Genomic DNA, 12,746 nt, shown 5'->3' with positions numbered 1-12,746 from the left:
GAGAATGCCGCCCCGTAGCAACCGACCGGTTTCGCCCGCAAGGCGTATCCGCCAGTCACGCCACCAACCGTCGGTCACCAACAGGAACTGAGCGATGGCTCATCCAGCACAAAATCCGGCCTGTGCCGTTCCCGTCTCGCCGACACGGCGCCAATGGCTGCAGCATGCAGGCAAGCTGGCCTTGCTCGGCGGCCTGTTTGCCGGCGGCGGCTGGACGCTTGCCCGGCTCGGCGCCAATCTTTGGCAGGTACGCCGCGAACGCACGCTGATGGGCACTTCGGTAGCGATCAACTGCCTTGCCGAAGACCGCGAAGCGACCGGTATCGCCATCGAGGCGGCCTTCGCGCGCATGGCGGCCATCGCCGGCGAACTTACCCGCTTCGACGCCAACAGCCCGTTGGCTCGCCTGAATCGCGATGGCCAACTGCACGTGGTGCCGCATCACCTGCATGCCGTGCTGCGCGAGGCACTGGCCCTGTCGCAACGAACCCAGGGCGCCTTCGACCCGACCGTGCTGCCGGTGCTGCGATATTTCGAAACCTTGCGCGGCACCGACCGGCTCAGCGCCGCCGACGGCCGCCGCATCGAGCAGCATGAACAACTGGTCGACTGGCGCGCCATCGGCATCGACGCGCTGGGCATCCGCCTCGGCACGCCCGGCATGGCCATCACGCTGGACGGCATCGCCAAGGGCTACGTGGTGGATCAGGGCGTCGCCGTGCTGAAGGCACACGGCATCGAATACGGCATCGTCGACGCCGGTGGCGACGTGCATGCCTTCAGCGGCAGCGACCCCAAGCGGCACTGGAACATCGGCATCGTCGACCCCATCGACACCAGCCGCGTGGCGGCGGTGGTCAAAGTCCGCAACGCTGCCCTGTCCACCTCGGGCAATTACCGGGTGTTCTTCTCCGCCGATCGAAAACTGTTCCACATCGTCAATCCGCATACCGGCCTTTCGCCGCTGGCCTACGCCAGCGTAACGATGATGGCCCCACGTTCCGTACTTGCCGATGGCATGAGCACGGCCGCGTTTTCGCTCACCTTGCCGGATCTGTCCGCGCACGCCGCCGCACAGGGGCTTGAGTGGCTGACCATCGCGCGCGATGGCCGCGAACGGTACCGCTCGCGCGAGCTGCCGCTGATCGCGGGAATGGCGCGCGTTGCATGAATGCCCAGCGCGCCCTGCCCGCAACGCTTTTGTTCATGCTGCTCATGCTGCTGGCACTGCCGGCCGTTGCCGGCATCGACACGACGTACCCCGAACTGCACCAGGCCTTCCCCACCGCCACTCGCTTCGGCGACGCCACCGGCGATCCATCGGCCGCCGCCGTGTACCAGGGCGACAAGGTGATCGGCTACGCGTTCGAAACGGTGATGGTGGCGCCGGTGCCTGCCTATTCGGGCAAACCGATCAACATTCTCGTAGCCATCGACACCGACGGCGCGATCCGCGCCACGCGCGTGTTGCACCAAGAGGAACCCATCCTGCTGGTCGGCATTCCGGTGCAGAAGCTCTACGACTTCGTGGCGCGCTACATCGGGCACCACGTCACCGACCAGATCGTGGTGGGCACCGGTGGCGACGGTACGCACATCGACGCCATCTCCAGCGCCACGGTCACCTCAATGGTTGCCAACGAGACCATCATGAATGCCGCGCTGAAGGTGGCCGCCTCGCGCCACATCATCGCCGGCAGCGATACCGACGACGCCAAGGCGACCAGCGTGCGCCGGGATCTCTACCAGCAAGCGGACTGGGCCACGCTCACGGCAAACGGCGCCATCGGCCACCTGCAACTGGATCGCGACCAGGTCGCCGATGCGTTCAGGGGACAAGCCGAAGGTGGACTGGCGGATGACCCCACGGCCCAACCCCCGGCCGGCCACGGCAAGGACACCTTCATCGACCTGTGGTTTGCCGATGTGAGCGCGCCAACCGTGGGCCGCAACCTGCTGGGCGAAGCCGCCTATGCGGAGTTGATGAAGCGCCTCGGCAAGGGGGATACCGCCGTGGCGGTGATGGCCAACGGCATCTACTCCTTCAAGGGCCTGGGCTACGTGCGCGGCGGCATCTTCGACCGCCTGCACCTGATTCAGCAGGGCAAGCTGGTGCTGTTCCACGATACCGACCTGGTGCAGATGGGTGATGGTGGCCTCGCCGGCAAGCCGACGTTCACCGAACAAGCCATCTTCATCGTGCATCACGCCGCGGCGGCCAGCGGCTTCGACGCAGTGAAGCCGTGGACGCTGCAGCTGATGGTGAATCGCCAGGTCGGCCCCCTGCAAAGCATCTACCACACCTTCACCGTCGACTACCGCATGCCGGCGGCATACACCACGGCGCCACCAGCCGCCGCTGCCGAGGCGACGCCAAACGCCGCCCCCACTGCGCTGTGGAAGCAGATCTGGCTGGGCCGCAAGCTGGATATCGGCCTCTTGCTAGCCGGCCTCGGGGTGCTCACGCTGATCCTCGCCCTGCAGGACTGGCTGGTGAAGTACCCGAACCTGCTGGAGCGCATCCGTACCGGGTATCTCCTCTACACGCTGTTCTTCATCGGCTGGTACAGCCTCGCCCAGCTATCGGTGGTGAACGTCTTCGCGTTCATCCACTCGGTGCTGCACGGCTTTCAGTGGTCCACGTTCCTGATGGATCCGCTGGTGTTCATCCTGTGGGTTTTCGTGGCGGCAACCTTGTTGCTGCTCGGGCGCGGCATCTACTGCGGCTGGTTGTGCCCGTTCGGCGCATTGCAGGTACTGGTGAACAAGCTGGCCCGCCACTTCAAGGTGCCGCAGTTCGAATTCCCGCGCCTTGTGCACGAGCGGCTGTGGGCGATCAAGTACATCCTGCTGCTGGTGCTGTTCGGCATTTCGCTGCAATCGGTGGCCACCGCCGAGCACTACGCCGAGGTGGAACCGTTCAAGACCGCCATCACGCTGCACTTCGCGCGCTCCTGGGGCTACGTGGCCTACGCGCTGGTGCTGGTCGGCGTCGCCGCCTTCAACAACAAGTTTTATTGCCGCTACGTCTGCCCGCTGGGCGCCGGCCTGGCCGTTTCCGGACGTTTCCACCTGTTCGAGTGGCTGCGCCGGCGCAAGGAATGTGGCCACCCTTGCCAGATCTGCGCCAACGAGTGCGAAGTGCGCGCCATCGATCAGCTGGGCCGCATCAACTTCAACGAGTGCCATTACTGCCTGGATTGCCAGGTGACCTACGCCAACGACCGCAAGTGCCCGCCACTGGTCGAACGGCGCAAAAAGCGCGAGCGCGCGGCGCGCCCCTTGCCTACCCCGGTCGTGCTCTCCGCCGCGCCGGAGATGGAAAACCGCACGACACCCACCGTTGCCAATCCGCCTTCCACACCAGCCGAGGGATGACCCGCCATGCATGACGACACTGAAAACCCGCTCCGCCCACTCGATGCGGCCGATGCGCCGCGCGACAGCGCGCGCCGCCAGTTCATGAAGACCAGTGCCATGGCCGGCATGGCGGGCGCGGCGGGCCTCGCGCTCTCGGCCTGCGGCAAACAGGTGGCAGCCCCAGCCGCCGGCAAGGCGGCCACGGCCGCACTCCCCGCAACGTCTACACCCACCGCTCCTTCGGAGAAGGAGCTGGCCAAAGCCGAGGTTCCACCCGGCCAACTCGACGAATACTTCGGCTTCTGGAGCGGCGGCCAGTCGGGCGAAGTACGCCTCGTCGGCGTGCCATCCATGCGGGAGCTGATGCGCATCCCGGTATTCAACCCCGACTTCACCATCGGTTACGGCGTCACCAACGAGAGCAAGGCGGTGCTGGGCGACCACTTCCCGCCCGGTGGCGACTGCCATCACCCGCACATGAGCCAGACCGATGCCCAGTACGACGGCCGCTATGTGTTCATCAACGACAAGGCCCACACGCGCGTGGCGCGCATCCGCTGCGACGTGATGCGCACCGACCGCATCACCAGCATCCCCAACGTGCAATCCATCCACGGCCTGCGCGTACAGCGGCGCCCGCGCACCGGCTACGTCTTCGCCAACGGCGAGTTCACGGTGCCGGCGCCGAACGATGGCCATGGACTGGACGACGTGAAGGGCTACCAGACCATGTTCAGCGCCATCGACAGCGACACCATGGACGTTGCCTGGCAGGTGGTGGTGGACGGCAATCTCGACAACACCGAAGCCGACTACGAAGGGAAATATGCCATCTCCACCTGCTACAACTCCGAAGGCGGGACCACGCTGCCGGAGATGATGCGCGCCGAGCGCGACTGGGTGGTCGTGTTCAACATCGCCCGCATCGAGGCAGCGGTGAAGGCCGGCAAGTTCAAGACCATCGGCGCCTCCAAGGTGCCGGTGGTGGATGGCCGCCATGGCTCCGACCTCACGCTCTACATCCCCATTCCGAAGAACCCGCACGGCATCAACGCCAGCCCGGACGGCAAATACGTGGTCGCCAACGGCAAGCTCTCGCCAACCGTCTCCATCATGGAGTGGGCGAAAATCGACGATCTGTTCGCCGGCAAGCTGAAAGATCCGCGCGACGCGGTGATTGCCGAGCCGGAGATCGGCCTCGGCCCGCTGCACACCGCCTACGACGGCCGCGGCAACGCCTACACCACGCTGTTCATCGACAGCCAGATCGCCAAGTGGAACATCGCCGACGCGATCGCCGCACACAACGGCAAGAAGGTGAACTACATCCGCCAGAAGCTGGATGTGGCCTATCAGCCCGGCCACAACCACACCAGCATGGGCGAGACGCGCGACGCCGACGGCAAGTGGCTGGTGTCGCTGAACAAGTTCTCCAAGGACCGCTTCCTGCCCACCGGCCCGCTGCATCCGGACAACGACCAGCTCATCGACATCTCCGGCGACACCATGCAACTGGTGGCCGATGGCCCGGTCTACCCCGAGCCGCACGATGTGACCCTGGTGCACCGGCGCATATTGATGGACAAGGTCAAGCGGATGTGGGATCGCGACGATCCCTACTTCGCCGCCACGGTGGCCGCGGCGAAGAAGCGCGGCGTGGACGTGCTCTCGGACAACAAGGTCATTCGCGAAGGCAACAAGGTATTCGTGTACATGACCTCGGCCGCGCCGGTGTTCGGCCTCACCGATTTCAAGGTGAAGAAGGGCGACGAGGTGACCGTGACGGTCACCAACATCGATGGCGTGGAGGACGTCAGCCACGGTTTCTGCATCGTCAACTACGGCATCAACATGGAGATCAGCCCCGGCGCCACCGCCTCGGCGACTTTCGTGGCTGGCAACGCCGGCGTGTATCACTACTACTGCACGTTCTTCTGCCACGCCATGCACATGGAAATGCAGGGCCGGATGCTGGTGGAGGCGTGAGACGACGCTGCGCCACCCGGGGACGGGTGGCGCAGCGGGGTCATCCCATGAAGCTTTCCTCGCTCATGACCATCGCCTTCCTTGCCGCCGCGCCGATGTTTCCGGCACGCGCCGCCGAGGGTATTGCCGTGCGCATTGCGCAGGCCGCGCCCGGTGCCACCATCACGGTGCCGGCCGGCGTGCATCGCGTGAACCTGGTTCTGGTCAAGCCCGTCACGCTCATCGGCGCTCCCGGCGCGGTGCTCGATGGCGGTGGCCACGGCGATGTGGTGCGCGTTGCCGCCGACGACGTCGCGGTCGAACACCTCACCATCCGTGCCAGCGGCACCGACCTCACCGCAACCAACGCCGGCATCTTCGTCGAGCGCAAGGCCCGCAACATCAAGCTCGCCGACAACGCCATCACCGACACCCTGTTCGGCATCTACCTCGACGGCGCCCAGGACGTGCGCATCACCGGCAACACCGTGCGCGGCATGCGCAACCTGCACGTGGCCGACCGTGGCGACGGCATTCACCTGTGGAACGACGCGGGCTGCGTGGTGCAAGGCAACGACGTGGCGTACTCACGCGACGGCATCTACATCTACGTGAGCAACCACAACCTGATCGCCCGCAACACCGTGCACCATGTGCGCTACGGCGTGCACTACATGTACTCGCAGGACAACCGGCTGATCGGCAACGTCAGCCGCGACAATCTTGCAGGCTACGCGCTGATGGCCTCCAGCCGCCTAACCATCGAGGGCAACGCCGCCGAGCGCGACCAGGCCTACGGTTTCCTGCTCAATTACATCTCCCACAGCACCTTGGCCGACAACACCATTTCCCGCATCACCGGCCAGTCCGGCGTAACCGGCGACGAGGTGGATGGCGGCGCCGGCAAGGGGCTGTTCGTCTATCTCTCGCAATTCAACGCCATCCACGACAACCGCGTGCTGGATTCGCAAATCGGCATTCACATGACGGCTGGCTCCGAGCACAACGAGGTATGGGGCAACAGCTTCATCGGCAACCGCGTGCAGGTGAAGTACGCGCAGAGCCTCGCCCAGGAGTGGTCGAAGGATGGCCGTGGCAACTACTGGAGCGATTACCTTGGCTGGGACCTGGACGACAACGGCATCGGGGATGTGCCATTTCGCCCCAACGACGGCGTCGACGTGCTGCTGTGGAAGTACCCGGCGGCGAAGAGCTTGATGTCCAGTCCGTCCATTCTGCTGATGCGCTACGTGCAGCGCGCCTTTCCGGTGTTCATGCCGCCGGCGGTGGTGGACAGCCATCCGCTGATGCACGCCCCCGCCTTGCCGAGGCCGCCCCATGGTTGACGCGATCCGCTTTGAATCCCTCGCCAAACACTATGGCGATGTGGCCGCGCTGGACGGCATCAGCGCCGGCGTTGCGCAAGGCAAGGTCACCGGCCTGATTGGCCACAACGGCGCCGGCAAGTCCACCCTCATCAAACTCATCCTCGGCCTGATCCGGCTCAGCTCAGGCTCGCTCACCGTGCTGGGGCAGTCGCCATGGAACCAGCCTGCCCTGCGCCAACGCATCGGCTACCTGCCGGAAAACGCCAGTTTCTACGCCAGTCTCAGCGGGCGCGAACTACTGCACTACCTCGCCAGACTCAAGCGTGCCGACACCAGACAGGTGGATGCCCTGCTTGAGCGCGTCGGCCTGATGCCGGCCGCCAACCGCCGCGTGGGCACCTGGTCCAAGGGCATGCGCCAGCGCTTCGGCCTGGCCCAGGCACTGCTTGGCGCGCCCGAACTGGTACTGCTGGATGAACCCACCACCGGGCTTGATCCACAGGCGACCAGCGAGTTGTATCGCATCATTGGCGAGCTGCGCGCGGATGGCGCCAGCGTGCTCATCTGTTCGCACCTCCTGGCCGAGCTCGAACCGCATATCGACGGCGCGCTGATCCTGCGCCAAGGCCGCCTGCTCGCTGCCGGCAGCCTTGCCGAGCTGGATGCGCTGGCCGCATTGCCGGCGCACATGCTGCTGAAACCACGGGGCGAAGCTGCCGGATTGCTGGCCCGGCTGGATGCCCGCGGCCTTGCCGCCAGCCCAAGGCCAGACGGCCGGCTTGCCGTGGAGGTGGCGCGGGCCAGCAAACTGGAAGTGCTGCGCGGGCTTCTGGCCGACCCCGCCATAGCCGACATCGATGTGCGCGCGCCGACGCTCGCCCAGCTCTACGACCATCTCGGCCAGCGCCTGCCCGCCACGGAGGAAACCGCATGAACCCGGTGCTCGTCATCGCATGGAAGGAATTTCGCGACGACTTCCGCAGCCGCTGGACGCTGGCCGTAAGCGCGGTACTCGCCCTGCTCGCCCTTGCCATCGCCTGGTTCGGCAGTGCCTCCGCCGGGCATGTCGGCTTTACCTCGTTCGACGCCACGCTGGCCAGCCTCACTACGCTGGGCGCCTTCGTGATTCCCCTGATCGGCCTGCTGATTGCCTACGACGCGATTGTCGGCGAACGCCATGACGGTACGTTGCTACTGCTGCTCAGCTACCCACTGGGACGCGGGCAGTTGGTGGCCGGCAAATTCCTCGGCCACTGCGGCGCGCTCGCCACCGCCACGTTTGCAGGCTTCGGCGGAGCGGCGGCCGTCATGCTGGCGATGTCACATGCTTCGCTTGCCGGCGCCGACCTCGCCAACATCGCACGCTTCATCGTGAGCGCCATGCTGCTCGGCGCCAGCTTCGTCGCCGTCGCCTGTCTGATCAGTGTGGCCAGCAGCGACAAGGCCCGTGCCGCCGGCCTGGCCCTGATCGGCTGGCTTGCCAGCGTGGTGCTGTTTGACCTCGCCCTGCTTGCGTTGCTGGTGGTGAGCGGCGGCAACCCGGCCGAACGCGCGGTATATCCCTACCTGTTGCTGCTCAATCCGGTGGATACCTTCCGCCTGGTGAACCTGACCGCTCTGGGCCATGGCGCGGGCGACGACCTGCTGACCGGCATGACCGCCGGCTTCAACTACCCCACGCCGCTGCTGGTCGGCGTGCAACTGCTGTGGATCGCCCTGCCTTTTGGTTGGGCCATGGCGGCCTTTCGACGCAAGGAAATCTGACATGTCATCCGGCCGCCTCATCCGCTGGTTCCTGCTGCTTGGCCTGTTGCTGCCCTTGCTGATCGCCGGCTGCGGCACCCGACACGCCACCAGCGAGCCGGCCGCCGCAGTGCCCGCCGATGCGGTGTGCGCGGTGTGCGGCATGTATCTGCGCGATGCGCCGGGCCCGCGCGCGCAAGCCTGGGAGACCGGGGCGGCCAAGCCCCTCTTCTTCGATTCCATTCGAGACTTCTTTGCCTGGGCGCTGCAGCCCGAGCACCAGCACGCCACCAGCGCGCTGTACGTGCAAAACAGCGCACTCATCGATTGGCAGCACCCGACCAACGCCGCCAACAGCTTCATCGACGCCCGTCATGCCTACTACGTGGCCTGGCAGCCGTTGTCCGGTTCCATGGGCCCCACACTCGCTCCCTTCGCCACACGAGAGGCCGCGGAAAGCTTTGTGACCAGGCACGGTGGCGCCGTATTCGACTTCAACCAGATCACCCCCGACCTCATCGCCGGCCTCACCGGGCAATGCCCACCGGCGACCACGTTCCATGCCTTGTCGACCTGTCGCGCACCATCGGCAGCCGCCGCGCACAAGCAAGACGGCATCTTGCCGGTCACCACGAACCCTGCCTCCATGCGTTGAGGCCATCCAGCCAAGGCCCACCTTCGCATTCCGCCGCAGCCACGTCGGAACGGTCGACCATGCCCCATCGAGGCCATGTCCCATGCCAGCCAGCACCACCGAGCACGTCATCGACGTGCAACACTGGAACGACACCTTGTTTTCGTTCCGCATCACGCGCGATCCCACCTTCCGCTTCACCAGCGGCCAGTTCGTGATGATGGGCATGGTGGTGGATGGCAACCCGCTGCTTCGCGCCTACTCCATCGCCAGCGCCAGTTGGGAGGATCATCTGGAATTCCTCTCGATCAAGGTGCCGCATGGCCGACTCACTTCACGCCTGACGCACCTGCTTCCAGGCGATCCGATCATCGTGACGCACAAGCCCACCGGCACCCTGGTTCTCACCGACCTGAAGCCAGGTCAGCATCTGTACCTGCTGGCCACCGGCACGGGGCTGGCACCCTTCATGAGCGTCATCCGCGACCCGGGCACCTACGAGCGCTTCGACAAGGTCGTGCTGGTTCATGGCGTACGCCGCGTGAGCGATCTGGCCTACGCCAACTACATCAGCAACGATCTGCCGCGCCACGCGTACGTGGGAGCCATGTTGCGCGAGAAGCTCGTCTACTACCCCACCGTCACCCGCGAGCCGTTCCGTCATCGCGGTCGCATCCCCTACTCCATCACCAGCGGCCAGCTGAGCGAAGCTACCGGACTGCCACCGCTGAGCCCGGCCACAGACCGCGTCATGTTGTGCGGCAGCCCGGACATGTTGAGGGACCTCTCCACGCTGCTCGATGGATACGGCTTCCGTGGCTCGCCGCGCACGCGCGAGCCGGGCGACTACGTCGTCGAGCACGCCTTCGTCGAAAAATGACCCCTTCCACCACCTTCGACCACACACCACCAACGCGAGGCAACACCATGGGTTTGGACAGTCTCTGGCACTGGGGCCTGCTGCTCGTGATCGTCATGCTGATCTTCGGCACCAGGAAATTCAGCAACGTCGGCAGCGATCTGGGCCATGCCATCCGCGGCTTCAAACAGGCCATGCGCGGCGATGATGAAGCCGCGCCCACCGCCGCCACCGAGCGGCTGCACGCCACGCCATCAGCCACACCGCACACCCCAACCACCCCGCACGACGCGAAGTAGACGCCAGCCACGCCGGCGTCATTCGCCATCGACAGCGCCCGTGCGCCGGGGCAGTCGCCAGTGCGGGCGCACGAAGTGGCAGGTGTAGCCGTTGGGGTAATGCTGCAGGTAGTCCTGGTGTTCGGGTTCGGCCGCCCAGAAGTCGCCCAGCGGCTGCAGCTCGGTGACCACCTTGCCCGGCCATAGGCCGGAGGCGTCCACGTCGGCGATGGTGTCCTCGGCGATGCGCCGCTGCGCCTCGCTGGCGTAGAGGATCATCGAGCGGTAGGAACTGCCGCGGTCGTTGCCCTGCCGGTTCGGCGTGGTGGGGTCGTGGATCTGGAAGAAGAACTCCAGCAGACCGCGGTAGCCGGTGCGCACGGGATCGAACACGATCTCCACCGCCTCGGCGTGCGTGCCGTGGTGGCGGTAGGTGGCGTTGGGCACGTCGCCGCCGGCATAGCCCGTGCGGGTGGACAGCACGCCAGGCAGCTTGCGCAGCAGCTCCTGCACGCCCCAGAAGCAGCCTCCGGCGAGAACAGCGCGTTCGCTGGCCATCATTCGCCCTCCACCTGGTCGAGGTACGCGCCATAGCCTTGCGCTTCCATCTCGGCGCGCGGCACGAAGCGCAGCGACGCGGAGTTGATGCAGTAGCGCAGGCCGCCGCGCTCGGCGGGGCCATCCGGAAAGACGTGCCCCAGGTGGCTGTCGCCCTCCGACGAGCGGACCTCGGTGCGGATCATGCCGTGCGTGGTGTCGCGCAGTTCGTGCACGCTCGTCGGCTGCAGCGGTCTGGTGAAGCTGGGCCAGCCGCAGTGCGAATCGAACTTGTCGGAGGAGGCGAACAGCGGCTCGCCCGAGACCACGTCCACGTAGATGCCCGCAGCCTTGTGGTGCAGGTATTCGCCGGTGCCGGGGTACTCGGTGGCGCTCTCCTGCGTGACGCGGTATTGCTCCGGCGTCAGGCGCGCCAGGGCTTCGGGGGTCTTGCGATACACGGGCATGGCAGGTCTCCGTTGCGGGTCGACGCGGATCGAGATGGGGATGCGCACGGCCGATCCAAGCACCGTCCCTTCAGCAAACGGCCCGGGCATGCCGGGCTTCCGCTTCACCTCAGGTACGCGGCGGTCAGGCGTGCGGACCGTCCAGCCGCATCGCGTCGTCGCGGCCGGTGCCATGTCGGGCACCCGCGCATCGGCGTGCGGAACCACAGCCGGCCACGGCTTTCGGCTGCTTCACCGCCAGCCCGCCGCCCTTGCAGCGCGCTCCTGCTGCGCATCGAACACTTCGCCGCGCAGGCGGGCGTCGACCGCGGTCTGCACCGCGGGCGGCAAGCTGCTCGCCGCCTGGCGCAACTCGCCGGTTTCAGCCGGAGCCGACGGCCCCAGCACGGGCAACGCCCAGCCCCTTGCCGTATGGCAGGCCAGCCCGGCGCGCACCGGTGGCACGCGGACGGTGAAGGTGCGGCAGACCTGCCCGTCGGCGGCACGGAAACTCAGGCCGATCGACACTGGGGCGTGCGCATCCGGCGCGCTCGCCAGCGCCCGGTCGAGCGTACGGCCGAGCACACCGGCGGCGTAGGGCTCGCCGTTCCGCATGCGGACCAGCTCGCTGCCGGCACGCCACCACAGGCCGACGGCAAGCAGGGCGATCGACGCCGCCAGCGCGGCGCCCGGCATCAGCCAACGGCGGGGCGCACGGCGAGGGACGGCGCCTGCGCGGCGACCGCCTTCGATGAGCGTGAGCGGCGCAGCCCGCGGCTGCAGCAGGGCGGACAGACGCGCCGGCACCGGTTCGTCCAGCACCGGATCGAACGCAGCATGCAGCCGCTCCTTCAGCGCCCGCGCCTGCCGCACGCGGCGGGCCAGCCCGTCGTCCTGCGCCAGCGCGGCGTCAATGCGCGCGGCTTGCACCGCGTCGAGCTCACCGTCCACGTAGGCCTGCAGCATGTTGTCGTCGATCGGGTTCATGCATCGTTCCCAAGTAGGGCCTGCAAGGTGGCGCGGGCGCGGGCCAGGCGGCTGGTGACGGTTCCCACCGGCACCTCCAGCATGGCGGCGGCTTCGTCGTAGGACAGGCCCTCAACCAGCACCAGCGCCACCACCTCGCGATGATCCGGCGGCAGCGCCGCCAGGGCCTGCGACAGCTCCAACCGCCGCGCGGGCAGCGCCTCGCCGTCGTCGGCCACCATCTCGCCAGCCTCCTCGGGCGCGAAAAGATGCTGCGCCCGGCCACGTGTGCGCAACTCGTCACGCCATGCGTTGCGCGCGATCGCGAACACCCACTTGTCCAGCGCGGCATCCGGCCGCCACTGCGCGGATCGGGCCAGCGCGCGTTCCAGCACCACCTGCACCAGGTCGTCGGCATCGGCCACCTGCCCCGCCAGCGCCCGCGCCAGGCGGCGCAGGCGCGGCAGCAGTGCAATCAGTCCTTCACGCACAGCATCGCTCGAATGCACGCATCACCTTCCACTACGTCTGAAGGGGTGGATTCCTTCCCTCGGGCGCAACGGCGCGGTTCGAGGGCGTAAAGCATGCGGATGCTAGCATCCACCCCCGTCGCTCCCGAGGTGTCTGGCG

13 protein-coding genes are annotated in these 12,746 nt (G+C 66.8%); 9 read left to right on the top strand and 4 right to left on the bottom strand.

Annotation, left to right across the window (positions count from 1 at the left end):
* Positions 1 to 94 precede the first annotated feature (94 nt).
* The 9 genes from AC3WQA_RS17265 (at position 95) to AC3WQA_RS17225 (ending at position 10,188) form a co-directional block, all read left to right on the top strand.
* The gene (locus AC3WQA_RS17265; protein ID WP_492676258.1) at positions 95 to 1,171 is read left to right on the top strand and encodes an FAD:protein FMN transferase; all 1,077 of its coding nucleotides are present in this window, start codon (positions 95 to 97) and stop codon (positions 1,169 to 1,171) included.
* Positions 1,168 to 3,378, top strand: a complete 2,211-nt coding sequence (locus tag AC3WQA_RS17260; protein WP_492676257.1) for a 4Fe-4S binding protein — start codon at positions 1,168 to 1,170, stop codon at positions 3,376 to 3,378. The genes AC3WQA_RS17265 and AC3WQA_RS17260 overlap by 4 nt, the downstream gene beginning before the upstream one ends.
* Before the next feature lie 6 nt (positions 3,379 to 3,384).
* On the top strand, positions 3,385 to 5,346 hold the full coding sequence (gene nosZ, locus AC3WQA_RS17255; RefSeq protein WP_492676256.1) for a TAT-dependent nitrous-oxide reductase: 1,962 nt from the start codon (positions 3,385 to 3,387) through the stop codon (positions 5,344 to 5,346).
* A 47-nt stretch (positions 5,347 to 5,393) separates the two neighbouring features.
* The gene (locus tag AC3WQA_RS17250; RefSeq protein ID WP_492676255.1) at positions 5,394 to 6,671 is read left to right on the top strand and encodes a nitrous oxide reductase family maturation protein NosD; all 1,278 of its coding nucleotides are present in this window, start codon (positions 5,394 to 5,396) and stop codon (positions 6,669 to 6,671) included.
* Entirely contained in the window at positions 6,664 to 7,587 is a 924-nt protein-coding gene (locus tag AC3WQA_RS17245; RefSeq protein WP_492676254.1) for an ABC transporter ATP-binding protein, read from the top strand. The genes AC3WQA_RS17250 and AC3WQA_RS17245 overlap by 8 nt, the downstream gene beginning before the upstream one ends.
* Complete coding sequence (locus AC3WQA_RS17240; protein ID WP_492676253.1) at positions 7,584 to 8,417, top strand: ABC transporter permease; 834 nt, start codon at positions 7,584 to 7,586, stop codon at positions 8,415 to 8,417. Before AC3WQA_RS17245 ends, AC3WQA_RS17240 begins: the two co-directional genes overlap by 4 nt.
* 1 nt (position 8,418) lies before the next feature.
* Positions 8,419 to 9,051 (top strand): nitrous oxide reductase accessory protein NosL, encoded by a 633-nt coding sequence (locus tag AC3WQA_RS17235; RefSeq protein WP_492676252.1) that lies wholly within the window; start codon positions 8,419 to 8,421, stop codon positions 9,049 to 9,051.
* 82 nt (positions 9,052 to 9,133) lie between these two features.
* Positions 9,134 to 9,910, top strand: coding sequence for a ferredoxin--NADP reductase (locus tag AC3WQA_RS17230; RefSeq protein ID WP_492676251.1), 777 nt, complete (start codon positions 9,134 to 9,136; stop codon positions 9,908 to 9,910).
* Between the two features lie 47 nt (positions 9,911 to 9,957).
* Complete coding sequence (locus AC3WQA_RS17225) at positions 9,958 to 10,188, top strand: Sec-independent protein translocase subunit TatA (RefSeq protein WP_492676250.1); 231 nt, start codon at positions 9,958 to 9,960, stop codon at positions 10,186 to 10,188.
* A gap of 18 nt (positions 10,189 to 10,206) precedes the next feature.
* On the opposite strand, the gene msrA is transcribed toward AC3WQA_RS17225, so the two are convergent.
* The 4 genes from msrA to AC3WQA_RS17205 all read right to left on the bottom strand — a co-directional run bounded on the left by msrA (position 10,207) and on the right by AC3WQA_RS17205 (position 12,625).
* Complete coding sequence (msrA, locus tag AC3WQA_RS17220) at positions 10,207 to 10,725, bottom strand: peptide-methionine (S)-S-oxide reductase MsrA (protein WP_492676249.1); 519 nt, start codon at positions 10,723 to 10,725, stop codon at positions 10,207 to 10,209.
* The gene (gene msrB, locus AC3WQA_RS17215) at positions 10,725 to 11,171 is read right to left on the bottom strand and encodes a peptide-methionine (R)-S-oxide reductase MsrB (RefSeq protein WP_492676248.1); all 447 of its coding nucleotides are present in this window, start codon (positions 11,169 to 11,171) and stop codon (positions 10,725 to 10,727) included. Before msrB ends, msrA begins: the two co-directional genes overlap by 1 nt.
* A gap of 231 nt (positions 11,172 to 11,402) precedes the next feature.
* On the bottom strand, positions 11,403 to 12,137 hold the full coding sequence (locus tag AC3WQA_RS17210; protein WP_492676247.1) for an anti-sigma factor family protein: 735 nt from the start codon (positions 12,135 to 12,137) through the stop codon (positions 11,403 to 11,405).
* Positions 12,134 to 12,625 carry an RNA polymerase sigma factor gene (locus tag AC3WQA_RS17205; RefSeq protein WP_492676246.1) on the bottom strand — a complete coding sequence of 164 codons (492 nt, stop codon included), beginning with the start codon at positions 12,623 to 12,625 and terminating at the stop codon, positions 12,134 to 12,136. The genes AC3WQA_RS17210 and AC3WQA_RS17205 overlap by 4 nt, the downstream gene beginning before the upstream one ends.
* Positions 12,626 to 12,746 lie beyond the last annotated feature (121 nt).

This window comes from Rhodanobacter sp. FW106-PBR-R2A-2-24, assembly GCF_058789615.1.
This window is presented reverse-complemented; position numbering and strand designations above follow the sequence as displayed.